The sequence below is a fragment of the Micromonospora matsumotoense genome (assembly GCF_050951065.1).
In the GTDB taxonomy this organism is placed as follows: Bacteria; Actinomycetota; Actinomycetes; order Mycobacteriales; family Micromonosporaceae; genus Micromonospora; species Micromonospora matsumotoensis.
In genome coordinates this window covers 5,201,727-5,220,812 of record NZ_CP192025.1, presented here as the reverse complement: position 1 = coordinate 5,220,812, position 19,086 = coordinate 5,201,727, and the positions used below count along the sequence as shown (strand labels likewise).

Sequence of the window (19,086 nt, the reverse complement as noted above, 5' to 3'; positions counted from 1 at the left end):
GGGTCAGCGGGTGCGGCGGGCGGCGTGCACCCGCGCGGTCAGCTCTGCGGCGAGCGCCCACGCCTCCGCCAGGTCGCGGTGGTACGCGGTGGCACCGGCCCCACCGGCGGTGTCGACGTGCACCGTGGCCAGCCGTAACCGACGCTGGGCCGGGCCCTGCACCACCCGCACGCTCTGGACCCGGGCGTACGGGACCAGCGCCAGCTCCCGGGTGAGCAGGCCGGACCGGGCGGCGAAGACCCGTTCGTCGAGCCCGGCGGCGAGCCGGCGGGCGCTGAGCGGTCGCAGCCAGCGGACCCGGGCCGGTGGCGCGGTCAGCGGCAGCGCGCCGAGGCGTACCCCGGGCAGCACCTCGGCGACGATCCGTGCACCGGTCTCCCGGTCGCCGACGGGCAGCAGCCGGTCGGGCCGGTTGCGGTCGTCCGCCTCGCCGCCGGAATAGCCGGCGACCTCCAGCCGCAGCCGCAGCCAACCCTTCATCCGCCAGAGCAGCGGCCAGGTCACCACGACGGTCTGTACCCGTTCCAGCGGGACGGTCTGCATCCGGGTCTCCAGCAGCCCGTTGTGGATGCGCAGCCGGTCGGCCTCGCGGGCCAGCCGGAAGTTCCAGTCGTCGAGGACCCGGCGGACCGGTTGCAGCAGCACACCGGCCATCGCGGTGAGGGTGCTGGCCACCGCGATGAACGACCAGGAGCCCTCGGAGAGGAACTGGAACACCACGAAGGCCACCCCGACCGGGAGCAGGAACGCCTGCGGGGTGAGCAGTTGGCTGACCAGCAGGTCGGTGTTGCTCACCGCGTGCAGTGGCCGGCCCGCCGGCTCCCGCGCGACCGGCGCGGCGGCGTCCACCGCCGGGTCGCCGGCCGGTGGCGGGACCGCGTCGGCGGTCTCCCGGTCGGGCGTGCCGGCGGCCACGGCGAGCAGTCGCTGCCGCAGCCGGGCCGCGTCGGCGACCGAGAGGTACGCCAGCGGCGCCTCGGTCTTGCCGCCGCCGACCACCTCCAGGCGCAGTTCGGCCAGGCCGGTGAGCTGCGCCAACAACGGGCGGACCACCTCCACGGACTGCAACCGCTCCAGCGGGATCGCCCGGGTCCGTCGCCACAGCAGGCCCTCGTACACCCGCAGTTCCCGCCCGACGATGTGGTAGCCGGTGTTGTACCAGCTGACCACCGCCAGCACGGTCGCGCCCAGGGCGAGCACCGCCACCAGCACGGCGAACCAGCCGAAGCCGACCCGGGACAGCGTCGACCAGGAGAGGCCGGCGATCACCACGAACAGGGACTTCGCCCCGTGCAACACCGGGCTCAACGGGTGCAGCCGCTGCCGTGGCTCGGCGCCGCCCGCCGCCCCACCCTGGTCGGTCGGCTCCGCCGGGACCGGCGGATGCCCCGGGGCCGCCGGGACAGTCGGGGCAGTCGGGGCCTCCGGCACCGCGGGGGTCCCCCAGGCCGGCCGGATCTGCATCGAGGTCGGGGAATCCGGAGCCGCCGGGACGTCCGGGGGCGTCGGGTGGGCCGCGCCGGGGCCGGGGTGGCCGTCGGTCACAGGCCCTCCGCCCGGTCCTCGCCGAGGGCGGTGAGCCGGTCGCGTAGCCGGGACGCCTCGGCCGGCCGCAGGCCGGGCACCCGGGCGTCGGTGGCCGCCGCGGCGGTGTGCAGCTGCACGGTGGCCAGGTCGAAGGCGCGTTCCAGCGGGCCGGCGCTGACGTCGACGAACTGCATCCGCGAGTACGGCACGATGGACAACCGGCGCACCAGCAGCCCGTGCCGGACCAGCAGGTCGTCGGCGCGTTCGGCGTACCCCCAGGCGTGGACGGCCCGGACGATCGTCACCGCCCGCCAGCCGCCGCCGAGCAGCACCACGGCGCAGCCCACGCCGAACAGCCAGTGCCCGTGCCACGCCCAGCCCACCGCCAGCCCGACCAGCAGCACCGCCAGGCCCAGCGCCAGGCGGAGCAACTCGACCCAGATCAGGTCGGTCGAGATCGGCTGCCAGCGGACCGTGTCGGGCCAGGGTTCCAGGGCGCTCACCGGGGACTGGGGTGGCTCGGCAGCGTTCACGCTTCGAGCGTATGCGATCCGGGGAGCGCGGCGACCTCCCGGAGGAACCCGCGGGCGTCGAGAAAGTCGCCGAGGCTGCTCCGGTGGGCCGGGCAGGCGAGCCAGGTCTTGCGCCGGTCGGGGGTGTGCAGCCGGGGATTGTTCCAGCGCAACGCCCACCTGGCGGGGGCGCGACACCCTCGGGACGAACAGACGGGGGTCTCGTCGGCGGGGGTGGGATCGGTCACCAGGGGAGTGTAGGCACGCCGGGACCGGAGGTTAGCGCGCCGGGCGGCCACGGGGGGAGCCGCCCGGCGACGGGGTGAATGGTACACGCGGCAGACCCCTTCGTGTCCACCCTCGTTCAGCGATTCGGTGATCGGGACGGCGCGGCGGAAATCGGGTTCTCCCCACCTCGGCTCTCAGCCGGGCATGCGAGTCTTGTTACCGCACCACGCCACGACGACCGATCATGCTGTGGAGGACCGGTGGCCCAGCCGACCACGCCCGACGCTCCGACTCCGAATGGGACGGCCCCCGAGACACCTGCGGCGGTGACCACCCCCGCCCAGGACGCCACCCTGCTGGAGCGGGCGCTGTTCGAGATCAAACGGGTGATCGTCGGGCAGGACCGGATGGTGGAGCGGATGTTCGTGGCGCTCCTGGCCCGGGGGCACTGCCTGCTGGAGGGCGTACCGGGGGTGGCCAAGACCCTCGCGGTGGAGACCCTGGCCCGGGTGGTGGGCGGGGAGTTCGCCCGGGTGCAGTTCACCCCGGACCTGGTCCCGGCCGACATCATGGGCACCCGGATCTACCGGCAGTCGAGTGAGAAGTTCGACGTCGAGCTGGGCCCGGTCTTCGTGAACTTCCTGCTCGCCGACGAGATCAACCGGGCCCCGGCCAAGGTGCAGTCGGCGCTGCTGGAGGTGATGAGCGAGCGGCAGGTCTCCATCGGCGGCCAGACCCACCGGGTGCCCGACCCGTTCCTGGTGATGGCCACCCAGAACCCGATCGAGCAGGAGGGTGTCTACCCGTTGCCGGAGGCGCAGCGGGACCGCTTCCTGATGAAGATCGTCGTCGGGTACCCCACCGACGCGGAGGAGCGGGAGATCGTCTACCGGATGGGGGTCGCCGCGCCCGTGCCGGCGCAGGTCTTCACCGCCGACGACCTGCTCGCCCTGCAACGCAAGGCCGACCAGGTCTTCGTGCACAACGCGCTGGTCGACTACGCCGTCCGGCTGGTGCTGGCCACCCGCAGCCCCGCCGAGCACGGCATGCCCGACGTGGCCCGGCTGATCCAGTACGGGGCCAGCCCGCGCGCCTCGCTCGGCCTGATCCGGGCCACCCGGGCGCTGGCGTTGCTGCGCGGCCGGGACTACGCGTTGCCGCAGGACGTCCAGGACATCGCACCGGACATCCTGCGCCACCGGCTGGTGCTCAGCTATGACGCGCTCGCCGACGACGTGCCCGCCGACCACGTGGTGCACCGGGTGATGTCGACCATCCCGCTGCCCGCGGTGGCCCCCCGTCAGCAGGCGTCCGCGCCGCCGCCGGTCAGCGGCCCGCCGGCCGGCGGCTGGCCCGGTCAGCGGCCGTGACCACTCCGGCACGCCCCGCCGACGCCGGTGGGGAGCGCAACGAGGCGGTGCTGTCCCGGCTGCAACTGCTGGTGACCCGCAAGCTCGACGGCCTGCTCCAGGGCGACTACGCGGGTCTGCTGCCGGGGCCGGGCAGCGAGGCGGGGGAGTCCCGCGAGTACCGCCCCGGCGACGACGTACGCCGGATGGACTGGCCGGTCACCGCCCGCACCACCACCCCGCACGTGCGGCGTACGGTGGCGGACCGGGAGCTGGAGACCTGGCTGGCGGTGGATCTGTCGGCGAGCCTGGACTTCGGCACCGGCCGGTGGCTCAAGCGGGACGTGGTGGTCGCCGCGACCGCCGCGCTGACCCACCTGACCGTGCGCGGCGGCAACCGGATCGGCGCGGTGATCGGCACCGGGGCGCAGCCCCCGCCCGCGCCCGCCCGCCGGTGGCGACCCGCCCCGGCGCCGCCCGCCGGGCCGGGGGCGCTGACCCGGGTGCCGGCCCGCTCCGGCCGGCGGGAGGCGCAGGCGCTGTTGCGCGCGGTGGCGCACACCCCGCTGCGACCCGGGCGCGGCGACCTGGGGGCGCTGGTGGACCTGCTCAACCGGCCGCCGCGCCGCCGTGGGCTGGCCGTGGTGATCTCGGACTTCCTCGCACCGCCCGCGCAGTGGGGGCGGCCGCTGCGTAAGCTGCGGGTCCGGCACGACGTGCTGGCCATCGAGGTGGTCGACCCGCGCGAGCTGGAGCTGCCCGACGTGGGGGTGCTGCCGGTGGTGGACCCGGAGACCGGGGAGTTGCACGAGGTGCAGACCGCCGACCCGCGACTGCGCCGGCGCTACGCCGAGGCGGCCGCCGCCCAGCGCGGTGCGATCGCCGCCGAGTTGCGCGCCGCCGGTGCCGGGCACCTGCTGTTGCGTACCGACCGAGACTGGCTGCTGGACATGGTGCGATTCGTGGCCGCCCAGCGGCACGCCCGCACCCGGGGGACGACGCGATGATCCGTTTCATGCAACCGTGGTGGCTGCTGGCGCTGCTGCCGGTGGTGGCCCTGGCCGCGGCCTACGTCTGGCGGCAGCGCCACCGCCGGGCGTACGCGATGCGGTTCACCAACGTGGACCTGCTGCGTACCCTCGCGCCGAAGGGGTTGGGTTGGCGGCGACACGCGGCGGCGACCGTGCTGCTGCTGGCGATGGTGGCGCTCGCCACCGGGATGGCCCGGCCGGCGATCGACACCCGGGAGCCGTTGGAGCGGGCCACGGTGATGCTCGCCATCGACGTGTCGTTGTCCATGCAGGCCGACGACGTGTCACCGAACCGGTTGGAGGCCGCCCAGGAGGCGGCGAAGCAGTTCGTCGGCGAGTTGCCGGCCAGCTACAACCTGGGGCTGGTCTCCTTCGCCAAGGCGGCGAACGTGCTGGTGGCCCCCACCAAGGACCGGGCGGCGGTGACTGCGGCGATCGACGGGCTGACGCTGGCCGAGGCGACCGCCACCGGGGAGGCGGTCTTCACCTGTCTGGAGGCGATCCGGTCGGTGCCGGCGGACGGCGCGGCCGGAATCCCACCGGCCCGGATCGTGCTGCTCTCCGACGGGTTCCGCACCTCGGGCCGGTCGGTGGAGGAGGCCGCGGCGGCGGCGCAGGCGGCGAACGTGCCGGTCTCCACGATCGCGTTCGGCACCGACTCCGGGCAGGTGGACATCGGTGGTCAGTTGCAGCGGGTGCCGGTGGACCGGCTGGCGCTGGCCCAGCTCGCCGAGACCACCGAGGGTTACTTCTACGAGGCGGCCTCGGTGGCCGAGTTGAAGCAGGTCTATCAGGACATGGGCTCGTCGATCGGGTTCCGCACCGAGCCGCGCGAGATCACCCAGTGGTACGCGGGGGTGGCGCTGTTGCTGGCGCTCTGTGCGGGCGGGCTGAGCCTGCTGTGGACGTCCCGGATGCTGTGAGGCGGACCGGATAGTGGTGAGGCGGGTCGGGCGCACCGGGTGGTGCGTCCGGCCGGGCGGGCCGGTGGTGGTCAGTGACCGCCGCCGGCCAGCACGAACACGACGGCCACCCAGACGGCGGCGAGGGTGAAGCTCAGCGGGGCGACGTAGCGGCTCATGAACGGCTCCGGTGGCGACTGGACGGTCCGCGGGGCGGGCCGCAGGGGTTTGATCGGGGCGCACACACGAAGTCGTGACCGGGCGGCTCCACCGCGGGGCGTCCCGAGGGGGACGGCACCCGTCGACCTCCCCGGCCTGTGGCCGGGTGGGGGCGGTGCGGGGAGCGGGAGCTGGGTCAGCTCAACCGACTGAGTCGTGGCTCAGCGGGGCTGACGGAGGGCCCGGCCACGACTGGGAGGATCGCTATCTCGCACAGCGATCACCTCCTGCGGTCGGCGGGGCCCGGAAACGCGAGTCGCATTCGGCTCGCGGACGACGATGATCGTACAACGGTGACTGCGGGAACGCGTACTCGGCCGGACGGTCCCGCCGATCCTCCGGTGTGCCCGGGCGGGCTCCGGCCCGGCGCGTCGGTGCCGATGACGCCGGCGAGCTGCCCGCCACCCGCCACGGACGCCGTCCCGCGCGGCTGCGGCGTCGCCCTCTCCGCGGGCGGACACCGGTGGCGGGCCGTTAGCGGTTACCTGCCGGTAACGCCTAGGCTCCGACCGGAATGATCAGTGGAAACGAAGGGGGACCCGTGGCCCGCACCGTGCTGGTGACCGGCGGCAACCGGGGAATCGGACTGGCCATCGCGCAGGCCTTCGCCGGGCAGGGCGACCGGGTGGCGGTCACCCACCGCAGCGGTGACGCGCCGGAGGGTCTGTTCGGGGTCCGGTGCGACGTCACCGACTCGGCCTCCGTCGACGCCGCCTTCGCCGCGATCGAGGCCGAGCTGGGTCCGGTCGAGGTGCTGGTCGCCAACGCCGGCATCACCGACGACACGCTACTGATGCGGATGTCCGAGGAGCAGTTCACCGGGGTGCTCGACACCAACCTGACCGGCACCTTCCGGTGCGCCAAGCGGGCCTCGTCCAAGATGCTCCGGGCCAAGTGGGGCCGGATGATCTTCATCTCCTCCGTGATCGGGCTCTACGGCGGTGTCGGCCAGGTCAACTACGCCGCCAGCAAGGCCGGCCTGGTGGGGGTGGCCCGCTCGATCACCCGGGAGCTGGGCAGCCGCAACATCACCGCGAACGTGGTCGCCCCGGGCTTCATCGACACCGAGATGACGGCCAAGCTGCCCGAGGAGCGCCGCACCGAGTACCGCAAAATCATCCCGGCCGGCCGGTTCGCCGCACCGGACGAGGTCGCCGGGGTGGTCACCTGGCTCGCCTCGGACGCCGCCGGCTACATTTCCGGCGCCGTCATCCCGGTCGACGGCGGCCTCGGCATGGGTCACTGAGAACGTACGGAGGAAGCCAACACATGTCAGGACTGCTCGCCGGTAAGCGGCTGCTGGTCACCGGCGTCATCACCGACGCCTCGATCGCCTTCTCGGTGGCGAAGATCGCCCAGGAGAACGGCGCCCAGGTCGTGCTCACCGGCTACGGCCGGCTCTCGCTGGTCGAGCGGATCGCCCGCCGGCTGCCCCAGCCGGCACCGATCATCGAGCTGGACGTGACCAGCCCGGAGCATCTCGCCGGCCTGGCCGACCGGGTACGCGAGCACGTCGACGGCCTCGACGGGGTGGTCCACTCGATCGGCTTCGCCCCGCAGAGCTGCCTCGGCGGCGGCTTCCTCGACGCCTCCTGGGAGGACGTGGCGACCGCCCTGCACGTCTCCACGTACTCCTACAAGTCGCTGGCCATGGCGGCGCTGCCGCTGATGTCGCCGGGCGGTGCGGTGGTCGGGCTCACCTTCGACGCCACCAAGGCCTGGCCGGTCTACGACTGGATGGGCGTGGCCAAGGCCGGGCTGGAGTCCGCCTCCCGCTACCTCGCGCTGCACCTCGGCAAGCAGGGCATCCGCAGCAACCTGGTCGCCGCCGGGCCGCTGCGCACCATGGCGGCGAAGTCGATCCCCGGCTTCGAGCAGTTCGAGCAGGCCTGGACCGAGCGTGCCCCACTCGGCTGGAGCCTCACCAACCAGGAGCCGGCCGCCCGCGCCTGCCTGGCGCTGATGTCGGACTGGTTCCCGGCCACCACCGGCGAGATCGTCCACGTCGACGGTGGCTACCACGCCCTCGGCTCCTGACCCGCACGAAGGGGCCCCGGACCGGGGCCCCTTCGGCACACCCCGGACCAGGGGGCGTCGTCGGCCCGTCGCCGCGCACGGGGGAGAATGACCCCATGTCGTACGACGCATTGGTGCTGGTCTCCTTCGGTGGCCCGGAGCGGCCCGAGGACGTGCTGCCCTTCCTGGAGAACGTGACCCGGGGGCGGGGGGTGCCGCCCGCGCGGCTGGCCGAGGTCGCCGAGCACTACCTGCACTTCGGCGGGGTCTCCCCGATCAACCAGCAGTGCCGCGAGCTGCTCGCCGCGGTCCGGGCGGACTTCGCCGGGCACGACGTCGACCTGCCGGTCTACTGGGGCAACCGGAACTGGGACCCGATGCTCGCCGACACCGTGGCCCGGATGCGCGACGACGGGATCACCCGGGCGCTGGCGTTCGTCACCAGCGCGTACGGCGGCTACTCGTCCTGCCGGCAGTACCAGGAGGACATCGCCGCCGCGCGTGCCGCCGTCGGCCCGGACGCCCCGGTGATCGAGAAGCTGCGGCAGTTCTGGGACCATCCCGGCTTCGTCGAGCCGCACGCCGACGCGGTGCGCTCGGCGCTGGCCCAGCTCGACCCGGCCCGGCGGGACACCACCCGGCTGGTCTTCACCGCGCACTCCATCCCCACCTCGGCGGCGGCCACCGCCGGCCCGCACGGCGGCCGGTACACCGCGCAGTTGGCGGAGACCGCCCGCCTGGTGCACGCCGCCGCCGCGCCCGACCTGCCCTACGACCTGGTCTGGCAGAGCCGCTCCGGCCCGCCCCAGGTGCCGTGGTTGGAGCCGGACGTCAACGACCACCTGACCGCCCTCGCCGGGCAGGGGGTGACCGGTGTGGTGGTCAGTCCGATCGGGTTCGTCTCGGATCACCTGGAGGTGGTCTGGGATCTCGACACCGAGGCGTTGGAGACGGCCAAGCAGCTCGGCCTGGACTTCGTCCGGGCCGGCACCCCCGGCACCGACCCGAGGTTCGTGACCATGGTGCGCGAGCTGGTGGCCGAACGCGCCACGCCCGACGGGCAGCGGCTGCGCCGTCGCCTCGGCGAACTGCCGATGTGGGACACCTGCCCCACCCCGTGCTGCGTGCCGGCCGCCCGCCGCCCCTGATGACGACCCCTCCTCCCCGACACCCCCTTGGGACGACAGATGCTTGACCGCAAACCGGTGCAGAGCTGGCTCACCGACATGGACGGCGTACTCGTGCACGAGGGTCAACCGGTCCCCGGCGCGCCGGAGTTCATCAACCGGCTCCGGTCGTCCGGCAAACCCTTCCTGGTGCTCACCAACAACTCGATCTACACCCCGCGCGACCTCCAGGCCCGGCTCACCCGGATGGGTTTCGAGGTGCCGGAACACGCGATCTGGACGGCGGCGCTGGCCACCGCCCAGTTCCTCGCCGATCAGCGGCCGGGCGGCACCGCGTACGTGATCGGGGAGGCGGGGCTGACCACCGCGCTGCACGCGGTCGGTTACGTGCTGACCGATTTCGCCCCGGACTACGTGGTGCTGGGGGAGACCCGCACCTACAGCTTCGAGGCGATCACCAAGGCGGTCCGGCTGATCAACGACGGGGCCCGGTTCATCTGCACCAACCCGGACGTCACCGGCCCGTCGGTGGAGGGCGCGCTGCCCGCGGCCGGTTCGGTCGCCGCGATGATCTCCAAGGCGACCGGGGTGGAGCCGTACTTCGTCGGTAAGCCCAACCCGATGATGATGCGCTCGGCGCTGAACACCATCAACGCGCACTCGGAGAGCACCGCGATGATCGGTGACCGGATGGACACCGACATCCTGTGCGGCCTGGAGGCGGGGCTGGAGACGATCCTGGTGCTCACCGGGATCAGCACCCGGGCCGAGACCGAGCGCTACCCGTACCGGCCGTCGCGCATCGTCGACTCGGTGCTCGACCTGATCGACGAGATCTGAGCCGTACCGTTCCGCGACGGCACGACCCGGCACGATCCGGTGCGGGCCGCACGGCCGGCCGCCGGACGGCCCGCCGGCGACGGCGGTGCCGCGCCGGTCGGGCGTGCTCCGGTCCGGGTGCGGGCGGCGGCGCGGCGGGTGCGGCGGCGTTCGGGACGGTGCGGCGGCGTTAGGGGCGGTGCGGGTGCGGTGCGGGTGCGGTCAGGGGCGCAGCGGGGCGTTGCAGGCGGCGACCAGCGCCTGCCGGCAGGCGGTGGTGAGCGGGCGCAACGCGGCGTCGCGCTGCTGGGCCTCATGGTTGTTGACCGCCCCGCCGGGCGCGCTCTCCCCGGCCAGCGCGAGCACCCGGTCGAGCACGGCGGCGCGGGCGAAGAGCCGCCGGGCGCGCGGGTCGAACCCGGGCGGCAGGTCGGTGGCGCCGTCCGGGCGCCGCAGCGCGGCGAGCGCCCCGGCCAGCTCGGGCCGCCACTGGGCCACGTCGAGGCGGGTCAGCGCGGCGGTGGACTCGGCCAGCGCGGTGGCCAGCTCGACCTCCGCCTCGGCCGCTCCCGGTGCGGTCAGGGACGCCTTCGGCGCGTCCGCCGGCAGCGGGTAGACCCGCCACAGCACCGTCTCCCAGGTCATCCCCGAGCCGGAGGTGTGCGTCCGCACCTCGGGGATCAACCCGAGCCCACCGGCCACCACGGCCTCCCCGGCCAGCAGTGCGGCCCCGGCGAAGTCGCCCGGACCGGGCAGCCCCCGCGGGTCACCCGGCGCCGGCAGCACCAGCCGGATCTCGTCGGGGGAGAGCTTGGCCAGCGCGGGCAGGGCGTCGCGCAGCGGCACGTCCCGCCAGGTGCCCGGCGCGTCGGCGACCAGGTGCTCCTCGTCGCCGGCGACCGACTCGGCGACCTCGTCGAAGGGCACCAGGCCGGCTCGCCAGGCGCGTACCCAGGCCACGAAACGGCTCGACCGGCGCGGGGCCAGGGTGGCCGCGCCCGTTGCGGGGGAGGACATGCCGAAAGGGTACGTGCTCCCCGCCGTCCCTGTCTCGACTGCCGGATCGTGGGCCCCTCGGCCCGCCCACCGACGCAGGTGGCGGCGCGGCGGGCCGGGCGGATGGGCGCGTCGGGAGGTGCCGGGGCGCGGGTGGCGTTAGCGTGATCGACATGGCGGGGCGATACGGCGAGGACGTGCTGGCGGGCGACTGGCGGCGACGGAAGGTCACCCCCGAGGTCGACGCCGAGGTGGATCTCGTGGTGGAGGACGCCGACTCCGGGTTCTGCGGCGCGGTGGTCGGGTTCGAGTCCGGGGCGGTGGTGCTGGAGGACCGGCACGGCCGGCGACGCGTCTTCCCCCTGCTGCCCGCCGCGTTCCTGCTCGACGGGGTCCCGGTGACCCTGCGCCGGCCGGTACGCCCCGTGGTGCCCGCCGCCCGCCGTCGCACCGCCTCCGGATCGATCGCCGTGGACGACGTCCGGGCGCAGGTGGCCAAGGCCAGCCGGATCTGGGTCGAGGGCGTGCACGATGCCGCCCTGGTGGAGCGGATCTGGGGCGACGACCTGCGGGTCGAGGGTGTGGTGGTGGAGCCGTTGGACGGCATCGACGCCCTCGACGCCGAGGTACGCGACTTCGCCCCCGGCCCCGGCCGCCGGTTGGGGGTGCTCGTCGACCACCTGGTCCCCGGCTCCAAGGAGAGCCGGATCGTGGCCCGGGTGAACTCCCCGTACGTGCTGGTCACCGGGCACCCGTACGTCGACGTGTGGCAGGCGGTCAGGCCGGCCGCGCTGGGCATCCGGGCCTGGCCGGTGGTGCCGCCCGGCCGGCCGTGGAAGGAGGGCGTCTGCGCGGCCCTCGGGGTGGCCGAGCCGGCCGACATGTGGCGGCGCATCCTGTCCCGGGTGGACAGTTTCGCCGACGTCGAGACGCCGCTGATCAACGCGATGGAACGCCTGATCGACTTCGTCACCGAACCCGGCTGAGACCGACCCGGTCGGCCGGGTCAGGGCTCCTGGTCGGGGGTGCGGGTGAAGACGAAGGTGCCGATGTCCAGGCCCACCGCCCGCCCGGCCGGGTCGCGGAGCACGGCGAGGACCTCGCTGTCCTGCTCGCCGGACCGGCCCCGCCAGCGGTCCGGGCCGGTCCGGGTGAACCGCAGCGTCGGGTCGCCGGGTCGGCCGGCCCACAGGTCGCCGGCCGGGTCGGCCCGGACCTCGTACTCGATGCCCATCCACCACCAGCGGCCGGTCAGCTCGGCCAGTTCCGCCGGGGGCGGGGCGGCGGCCGGACGCCAGGGCGCGACCGGCGTCGGTTCGGCGTCCAGGACCAGGGTGAGCAGTTGCCGGGACAGCCCGCCGAGGTGACCGGTGCGGAACCCGTACGAGTTGGCGTAGCCGACCACGGCGGTCCGGCTGGGCCGGTGCACGGTCAGCGCGGCGACGTAGCCGGGCATCGAGCCGCCGTGGCCCACGTACACCCGGTCGCCCTCGCGGTACAGCTCCAGCCCCAGGCCGTGGCCGCCGCGCCAGGAGTCCAGGTCGTTGAGCATCACCGGGGTGCACATCTCGGTCAGGGTGTCGGCGGCCAGCACCTCGGGGTCGGGGTCGGCGAGGAACGCCGCCCACCGGGCGAGGTCGGTCACCGTCGACCAGAGTTGCCCGGCGGGGGCCATCGCCCCGGTGTCGGTGCGCGGCTCCTCCCGCAGCGTGTCGTGCCACGGGTGCACCACGTAGCCCGGCGCGTACGGCGCGGTGGGGTGGTAGGTGGTGCGCCGCAGGCCCAGCGGGTCGAGGATCCGGGTGGTCAGCAGTTGCGCCCAGGGCGTCCCGGTGACCCGCTCCAGCACCCCGCCGAGCAGCCCGTACGCCAGGTTGGAGTAGTGGTAGCCGCGCCAGGCGGGGTAGCCGACCTTGTCCGTGCTCAGGCCGGCGACCAGGGTGGCCAGGTCGGTGCCCTCGGTCCGTTCCCACCACGGGCCGTCGGGCTCGCGGTGCAGGCCGCTGGCGTGGCCGAGGAGTTGGCGCAGGGTGAGCCCGCCGACGGCGGTGCCCGGCAGGTGCCGGTCCAGCGGGTCGTCGAGGGTGAGCCGGCCGGCGTCGCGTTCCCCCAGCAGCAGCGTCGCGGTCATCGTCTTGGTGATCGAGCCCACCCGGTACTGGAGGTCGGCGTCCGGGCGCGGGTGGTCGCCGGCGGCAGCCAGGTGGACCAGGGCCCCGTCCCGCACGACGCCCAGCGCCAACGACGGCGTACGCCCGGTGGCCTGGGCCTGTGCCACGAGGGTGTCGATCCGGCGGACGGTCTCGGCGAGCAGGGTCACGATCGGCTCCTTGGCGGCGGTCGGTACGGGCCTGGATCGAGCTTACTGATCACCAGAAGTGGGTGGATTCGCGTGGACGTGTCACGATCGGGTGGTGGACGCCGTGGTGTGGATCGTGCTGGGTGTGCTGTTGGCCGTCGCCGAGATCTTCACGACGACGCTGTTCCTGATCATGTTCGCGGCCGGCGCGTTCGCCGCCGCCGGGGCTGCCGCGTTGGGTGCGCCCGTCGCGGTGCAGGCGGTGGTTTTCGCCGTGGTGTCGGCGCTGACGGTGGCGCTCGCCCGGCCGACCATCCGCCGGCACCTGCGGCCGTCGGTGGAGACCGGTGAGCAGTCGTTCGGGGTGGAGGCGCTGGAGGGCGCCACCGCGCTGGTGATCGAGCAGGTCGATGCCGAGCAGGGCATGGTGAAGATCGACGGCGAGTTGTGGACGGCGCGTCCGTACGACGCGACGCAGACCTTCGAGCCCGGTGCGCGGGTGCAGGTGATAAAGGTCCGGGGCGCCACCGCCCTGGTGTGGCAGGACGATATTTCCTCCCCCGGCGAGCTGCCGGAAGCGAAAAGGTGACGGTATGGAATTCATAGCGGTCCTGTTGGTGGCCGTGGCGTTGATCATTGTGGTGACGCTGGCGAAGGCGGTACGCATCGTGCCCCAGCAGCGTCAGGACGTGGTGGAGCGGCTCGGCAAGTACAAGCGCACCCTGAACCCGGGCCTGAACCTGCTGGTCCCGTTCGTCGACGCGGTGCGCACCAAGGTCGACATGCGCGAGCAGGTGGTCAGCTTCCCGCCGCAGCCGGTGATCACCTCGGACAACCTGGTGGTGTCGATCGACACCGTCCTCTACTACAAGGTGGTCGACGCGGTCCGGGCCACCTACGAGATCGCCAACTTCATCCAGGCGATCGAGCAGTTGACCGTCACGACGCTGCGTAACGTGATCGGTTCGCTGGACCTGGAGCGGGCGCTGACCAGCCGCGAGGAGATCAACCGGCACCTCTCCGGCGTGCTCGACGAGACCACCGGCCGGTGGGGCATCAAGGTGACCCGGGTGGAGATCAAGGCGATCGAGCCGCCGGCGAGCATCCGCGACTCGATGGAGAAGCAGATGCGCGCCGAGCGGGACCGCCGGGCGGCGATCCTCACCGCCGAGGGCCACAAGCAGTCGCAGATCCTCACCGCCGAGGGCGACAAGCAGTCCGCGGTGCTGCGCGCCGACGGTGACCGGCAGGCCCGGATCCTCCAGGCCGAGGGTCAGGCCAAGGCGATCCGGACCGTCTTCGACGCGATCCACACCGCGAACCCGAGCCAGAAGGTGCTGGCCTACCAGTACCTCCAGGCGCTGCCGCAGATCGCCAACGGCACGGCCAACAAGGTCTGGATCATCCCGACCGAGCTGACCAAGGCCCTGGAGGGCATGGGTGGCGCGCTGGGTGGGCTCAGCCGGATGGTCGGCGACGAGCCGGCCCCGGAGGCGAAGCACAGCGCCGGCGAGGTCGAGCGGGAGGCCGCCGAGGCGGCGCAGGCGGCGGCCATCGCCGCCCAGCAGATCCACGACGAGGTACGCGTCGCCGAGGCGCAGGCCACCGGCGGCAAGGTGCCGCAGGGGCTGCCGGCACCCGAGCCGGTCTCCCCGGCCAGCCTGGTCAGCGACCCGGTCGACCAGCGCGAACGGGCCTGACCCCGACGCCGCCCACCTGAGCGGCGGCAAATGCGAGAAACGCTCATCCGGCGCCCCGGCGCCTGCCACGATCGGTCCTGAGGGACGGGTGGTGGTCAGGAACCGGGGCGCCGGATCGCGTTCCGTGCCGCCCGTCGGAGCAGACGGGTGGCGCGTCCGGCCGGCCCGCCCGTCGGAGCAGACGGGTGTCGCCTTGCGCGCCGCCCGTCCGAGCGGACGAGGTGAGGCATGAAGGACCCCGCGCAGCGGTTGTTCTCGCGTACCCCGGTTGCCGGCGCACACGACCCGGTCGGCCCGCTGGGCACCCGGCGGACCGGCGGCGGCTTCGGGGTGCTGCCCTTCGTCGGCGACCCCGGCCCGGCCGCGCCGGCCACCGACGCCAGTTGGGCCTGGTCGCTGCGCCGGTTCGCCCGCGCCTCGGTCTGGCTGCTGCCCGCCTACGCGGTGCTCTACGGGGCGGTGGCGATGGCCAGCGACGGCGGGCTCGGCAACGACCCGTACCCGGCCGACGGCCGACCTCTCTACCTGCTCGGCTGGGTGGCCGCGATCTGGCTGGGCCTGCTCGCCCTGCTCGCGCTCACCGGCCTGCTCGCGGCCACCCGCAGCCGGCGGGGTGCGGTGGCCGGCCTGCTGGTGAGCATCGGTGGCACGGTGCTGATGCTGCCCTTCGCCGGCCTGACCGAGCAGACCCCGGTCTTCGGCACCACCGCCCGGACGCTGGTGCTGGTCGGGGCCACCTTCTACAGCGTGGGGTGGCTGCTCACCGGCTGGGCGGTGGCCCGCTCCGGGGCGTTCGCGATCGGTGACGGGGCGATGCTGATGATCGCCGCCCCGCTGCTCGGCCTCGGCGGCGCGTTGGTCGGCTCGCTGCCGGCCTTCGGCGCGATCTTCGTGCTGATCGCCGGCATCGGCATCGGCTACCGCTCCGGCCGCCTCGTCCCGGCCGCGATCGCCCGCGACGCCGCCACCGCCAGCGTCACCACCCCCACCACCCCCGGCCCCCAAGGCCCCCTCCCCGCCGCCTAACCCCACCCCCCGCCCCACCCCACCCCCCGCCCCGGCTCGGGTCGGCTCGGGTCGGTGATCAAGAGGTTTGCGTCAGGATTTCGGCCGGAGAGCGCCCAAAGCTCTTGATCACCGAGCCGCCGGGACAGACAGGACGGGGAGGACGGACGGGATGGGGAGGGGTTGCGGGGACGGCAGGGGGGTGGGGTGGGGAAGTCGCTGGCAGATTACGGTGAGTTACCTGACAATCCGGTGGCGGAGTGGGCCGCTGGTCCGTGCGGTGGCAATGCTTACGCCCATGTCCTCACCCCGGACGCCGCTGACGCGGCTGCTCACCGTGCTGCTCGCCGGCCTGCTGGCCGGTCTGGTCCTCGCGGTCGCCGCGCTACCGGGCAACCTGCTCGCCGGAGTCGTCACCAAGGCGGTTCTCGGGACGTTCGACGACCTGCCGGCGGCGCTGCGCACCCCGGTCACCCCGCAGCGCTCCTACCTCTACGCCAACGACGGTAGGACGCTGCTCACCACGTTCTACGACGTCAACCGCACCGACGTGCCGCTGGCCGAGATCGCCCCGACGCTGCGGCAGGCGATCGTCGCCGCCGAGGACCGGCGCTTCTACTCCCACGGCGGGGCCGACCTGCGCGGCATGGCCCGCGCCCTGGTCGCCAACGTCACCGGCGGCGGCACCGCCCAGGGCGGCTCCACGCTCACCATGCAGTACGTGCGCAACGTGCTCAAGACCGACCCCACGGCCACCGCCGCGCAGCGGGAGGCGGCCACCGAGCAGACCGTCGGGCGCAAGCTCCAGGAGATCCGGTACGCCACCGAGCTGGAGAAAGCCCTCAGCAAGGACGAGATCCTCAACCGCTACCTCAACATCGCCTACTTCGGCTCCGGGGCGTACGGGGTCGCCGCCGCCAGTCAGCGCTACTTCGGCAAGGCGCCGGCCGACCTGACCCTGGCCGAGTCGGCGCTGCTCGCCGGGTTGGTGCAGTCGCCCGACGCGTACAGCCCGATCGACGGTGACCAGGGTGCGGCCCTGGAACGGCGCGGGTACGTGCTCGACTCGATGGTCACCACCGGCGCGATCACGGCGGCCCAGGCCGACGAGGCCCGCGCCGAGAAGCTGACCCTGCGCCCCACCGCCCAGCCCAACGGCTGCACCGCCACGGCCACCGCCGACGCCGGCTTCTTCTGCGACTACCTGCGCCGCTGGTGGCTGGAGCAGCCCGCCTTCGGGGCGACCGCCCAGGAGCGGGAGCAGTCGCTGCGTCGGGGCGGCTACACCGTGGTCACCTCGCTCGACCCGGACGTGCAGGCCACCGCCGTCGCCGAGGCCCGCAAGGTCTACCCCGCCGACGACGAGCGGGCGCTGCCGATCGCCGCCGTCGAGCCCGGCACCGGTCGGGTGCTCGCCCTGGCCGTCAACCGGGAGTACGGCGTGGGCGACGGCCAGACCGTCAACCCGCTGGTCTCCGGCGGCGGCAGCATCGCCGGCTACCAGGCCGGCTCGACGTTCAAGCTGTTCACCATGCTGGCCGCGCTGGAGAACGGCCGTACCCTGTCCACCGGCTTCGACTCGCCGAGCCGGCTGACCACCCGGTTCCCCGCCGAGGGCGCGGCCGCCTGCGACGGCAGATGGTGCCCGGCCAACGCCAACCCGGCGCGGATGGACGGCTACCGGATGATGTGGGACGGCTTCGGCCGCTCGGTGAACACCTACTTCGTCTGGCTGGAGGAGCAGGTCGGCCCGGCCAAGGTGGTGGAGATGGCCCAGCGCCTCGGGATCACCTTCCGGGCCACGGCCGACGCCGACCTCGCCACGCACAGCGCCGACAACTGGGGCGCGTTCACCCTCGGGGTGTCCGCCACCACCCCGCTCGACCTGGCCAACGCCTACGCGACAGTGGCCGCCGAGGGGACGTACTGCGCGCCGACGCCGGTGGTGTCGGTGACCGCCCCCGACGGCACGACGGTGCCCGTCGGCACGCCGTCCTGCCGGCGGGTGCTGTCCGAGGACGTGGCGCGGGCCGCCACCGACGCGGCCCGCTGCCCGGTCGGCCAACAGTCGGCGTACGGGCAGTGCAACGGCAGCACCGCAGGTGGGGTGGACCGGATCATCGGTCGCCCGGTGGCCGGCAAGACCGGCAGCTCGGAGCAGAACGCCACCGAGACCTTCGTCGGCTTCACCCCGCAGGTAGCGGTCGCCGGCATCGCCGCCAACCCCGACGACCCGAGCGACGCGGTCGGCGCGGCGGTACAGGGCGAGGTGATCACCGCGGTCGCCCGGACCATCCGTACCGCCGTCGACGGCCAGCCGGTCCGCGACTTCACCGCCCCCAGCCGGGAACTCGCCGGCACCCCGCAGCGCCCGACGCCCCGGCCGTCCCCCCGCGCGCCGGAACCGGACCAGGGCCTCCCCTCGGACCTGCTGCGCTGGTTGCAGAACCGCCGAGGCTGAGCTGGTAGCCAGCCAGCCAGCCAGCCAGCCAGCCAGCCAGCCAGCCGGCCGGCCGGCCGGCTGGCGGGGCAGGGCGGCCGGCGGGGCAGGGCGGCCGGCGGGGCAGGGCGGCCGGCGGGGCAGGGCGGCCGGCGGGGCAGGGCGGCCGGCGGGGCAGGGCGGTACCGGCTATCGCCTGCCGGTCACGGTGGTAGGGGCGGTACCGCTACCGCGTGCCGGTCACCGTGGCGACCGCCCGGTCCAGGTCGGCGGCCACCGTCGTCGGGTCGGCACTGCCGTCGATCATGGTGAAGCCCCCGAACTCGGGAAGGGCCCGGTAGCCGGCGTCCAGCGCGGTCAGGTGGGCCAACTCCTCGGTGTCGATGCCCCGGTCCAGCACCCGCCGCTGGGCCAGCTCCGGGCTGACCGCCAGGAAGCAGATCAGGTCCGGCCGGGGAAAGAGGGCGTACGCGGCGCGGACCAGCCGTACGCCCCGGTCACCCCGGGCCCGCATGATCACGTACTGGCACCAGGTCCAGCGGTCCATCACCCCGACCCCTCCGGTCAGCCGGGTGACCGCCACGGCACGGGCCAGCGCCACCCACCGCACCGCCGCCTCCAGCACCGGGTAGCCACGCCGTCCGAACAGATGCACGCCGTCGCGGCGGCCCACCGCCCGTGCCAGCCGGTTCCAGAACGGCCGTCCACCGGCGTTCTCCAGGTACGTCGCCGGCGCTCCCGCCAGGCTCAGCCGCCCCGCCAGCCCTTTGGCCTGGGTCGACTTCCCCGCCCCGTCCACGCCGACCACCGCCACGATCACCCCGCGCCCCATCCCCAGCACCCTAACCACCCCCTCCACCCCTCCCGCCCCCGCCGCCCCCGCCCCGCCCCGGACGCCCAGGCTCGGCTCGGCCGC

General features: G+C 74.1%; 19 protein-coding genes. 12 read left to right on the top strand and 7 right to left on the bottom strand.

The features are described from left to right. Window positions 1-3 precede the first annotated feature (3 nt). From ACQP1S_RS21970 to ACQP1S_RS21960, 3 genes are all read right to left on the bottom strand, one after another. A complete protein-coding gene (locus tag ACQP1S_RS21970; protein WP_432908201.1) occupies window positions 4-1,464 on the bottom strand; it encodes a PH domain-containing protein in 1,461 nt (486 codons plus the stop codon). 77 nt (window positions 1,465-1,541) lie between these two features. After that, window positions 1,542-2,060, bottom strand: coding sequence for a PH domain-containing protein (locus ACQP1S_RS21965; RefSeq protein WP_432898615.1), 519 nt, complete (start codon window positions 2,058-2,060; stop codon window positions 1,542-1,544). Beyond that, window positions 2,057-2,287, bottom strand: a complete 231-nt coding sequence (locus ACQP1S_RS21960) for a hypothetical protein (RefSeq protein WP_432898612.1) — start codon at window positions 2,285-2,287, stop codon at window positions 2,057-2,059. The genes ACQP1S_RS21965 and ACQP1S_RS21960 overlap by 4 nt, the downstream gene beginning before the upstream one ends. A 240-nt stretch (window positions 2,288-2,527) precedes the next feature. On the opposite strand from ACQP1S_RS21960, the gene ACQP1S_RS21955 reads away from it, so the two are divergent. Genes ACQP1S_RS21955 through ACQP1S_RS21945 form a run of 3 tightly spaced genes read left to right on the top strand, consistent with a single transcriptional unit; the run spans window position 2,528 to window position 5,570 of the window. After that, a complete protein-coding gene (locus ACQP1S_RS21955) occupies window positions 2,528-3,637 on the top strand; it encodes an AAA family ATPase (RefSeq protein WP_091237279.1) in 1,110 nt (369 codons plus the stop codon). After that, window positions 3,616-4,623: a DUF58 domain-containing protein gene (locus ACQP1S_RS21950; RefSeq protein ID WP_432908198.1), complete on the top strand. Its 1,008-nt coding sequence runs from the start codon at window positions 3,616-3,618 to the stop codon at window positions 4,621-4,623. Before ACQP1S_RS21955 ends, ACQP1S_RS21950 begins: the two co-directional genes overlap by 22 nt. Beyond that, complete coding sequence (locus ACQP1S_RS21945; RefSeq protein ID WP_363675179.1) at window positions 4,620-5,570, top strand: VWA domain-containing protein; 951 nt, start codon at window positions 4,620-4,622, stop codon at window positions 5,568-5,570. The genes ACQP1S_RS21950 and ACQP1S_RS21945 overlap by 4 nt, the downstream gene beginning before the upstream one ends. A 71-nt stretch (window positions 5,571-5,641) precedes the next feature. Here the strand turns inward: ACQP1S_RS21945 and ACQP1S_RS21940 are convergent, their stop codons facing one another. Next, window positions 5,642-5,794, bottom strand: coding sequence for a hypothetical protein (locus tag ACQP1S_RS21940; RefSeq protein ID WP_432898608.1), 153 nt, complete (start codon window positions 5,792-5,794; stop codon window positions 5,642-5,644). 515 nt (window positions 5,795-6,309) lie between these two features. Between ACQP1S_RS21940 and fabG the strand changes: the two genes are divergently transcribed. The 4 genes from fabG (at window position 6,310) to ACQP1S_RS21920 (ending at window position 9,751) form a co-directional block, all read left to right on the top strand. Further along, window positions 6,310-7,014: a 3-oxoacyl-ACP reductase FabG gene (fabG, locus tag ACQP1S_RS21935; RefSeq protein WP_432898605.1), complete on the top strand. Its 705-nt coding sequence runs from the start codon at window positions 6,310-6,312 to the stop codon at window positions 7,012-7,014. Between the two features lie 23 nt (window positions 7,015-7,037). Further along, the gene (fabI, locus tag ACQP1S_RS21930) at window positions 7,038-7,805 is read left to right on the top strand and encodes an enoyl-ACP reductase FabI (protein ID WP_432898602.1); all 768 of its coding nucleotides are present in this window, start codon (window positions 7,038-7,040) and stop codon (window positions 7,803-7,805) included. 95 nt (window positions 7,806-7,900) lie between these two features. Continuing rightward, entirely contained in the window at window positions 7,901-8,932 is a 1,032-nt protein-coding gene (locus ACQP1S_RS21925; RefSeq protein ID WP_432898599.1) for a ferrochelatase, read from the top strand. A gap of 39 nt (window positions 8,933-8,971) precedes the next feature. Continuing rightward, window positions 8,972-9,751: an HAD-IIA family hydrolase gene (locus tag ACQP1S_RS21920; RefSeq protein WP_091237272.1), complete on the top strand. Its 780-nt coding sequence runs from the start codon at window positions 8,972-8,974 to the stop codon at window positions 9,749-9,751. A 201-nt stretch (window positions 9,752-9,952) separates the two neighbouring features. Here ACQP1S_RS21920 and ACQP1S_RS21915 read toward each other — a convergent pair whose 3' ends face one another. Further along, entirely contained in the window at window positions 9,953-10,747 is a 795-nt protein-coding gene (locus ACQP1S_RS21915; protein ID WP_432898595.1) for a hypothetical protein, read from the bottom strand. A gap of 152 nt (window positions 10,748-10,899) precedes the next feature. Between ACQP1S_RS21915 and ACQP1S_RS21910 the strand changes: the two genes are divergently transcribed. Next, window positions 10,900-11,712 carry a DUF3097 domain-containing protein gene (locus ACQP1S_RS21910; RefSeq protein ID WP_432898592.1) on the top strand — a complete coding sequence of 271 codons (813 nt, stop codon included), beginning with the start codon at window positions 10,900-10,902 and terminating at the stop codon, window positions 11,710-11,712. 20 nt (window positions 11,713-11,732) lie between these two features. Here ACQP1S_RS21910 and ACQP1S_RS21905 read toward each other — a convergent pair whose 3' ends face one another. Next, a complete protein-coding gene (locus ACQP1S_RS21905) occupies window positions 11,733-13,046 on the bottom strand; it encodes a serine hydrolase domain-containing protein (protein WP_432898589.1) in 1,314 nt (437 codons plus the stop codon). Window positions 13,047-13,140: 94 nt separating this feature from the next. On the opposite strand from ACQP1S_RS21905, the gene ACQP1S_RS21900 reads away from it, so the two are divergent. The 4 genes from ACQP1S_RS21900 (at window position 13,141) to ACQP1S_RS21885 (ending at window position 18,191) form a co-directional block, all read left to right on the top strand. Beyond that, window positions 13,141-13,614, top strand: coding sequence for an NfeD family protein (locus tag ACQP1S_RS21900; RefSeq protein ID WP_363675166.1), 474 nt, complete (start codon window positions 13,141-13,143; stop codon window positions 13,612-13,614). A 4-nt stretch (window positions 13,615-13,618) separates the two neighbouring features. Beyond that, window positions 13,619-14,725: an SPFH domain-containing protein gene (locus ACQP1S_RS21895; protein WP_091237268.1), complete on the top strand. Its 1,107-nt coding sequence runs from the start codon at window positions 13,619-13,621 to the stop codon at window positions 14,723-14,725. A gap of 228 nt (window positions 14,726-14,953) precedes the next feature. Further along, entirely contained in the window at window positions 14,954-15,751 is a 798-nt protein-coding gene (locus ACQP1S_RS21890) for a hypothetical protein (protein WP_432898586.1), read from the top strand. Between the two features lie 277 nt (window positions 15,752-16,028). Next, entirely contained in the window at window positions 16,029-18,191 is a 2,163-nt protein-coding gene (locus tag ACQP1S_RS21885) for a transglycosylase domain-containing protein (protein ID WP_432898583.1), read from the top strand. A 205-nt stretch (window positions 18,192-18,396) separates the two neighbouring features. On the opposite strand, the gene ACQP1S_RS21880 is transcribed toward ACQP1S_RS21885, so the two are convergent. Next, the gene (locus ACQP1S_RS21880) at window positions 18,397-19,020 is read right to left on the bottom strand and encodes a dTMP kinase (protein WP_432898580.1); all 624 of its coding nucleotides are present in this window, start codon (window positions 19,018-19,020) and stop codon (window positions 18,397-18,399) included. Window positions 19,021-19,086 lie beyond the last annotated feature (66 nt).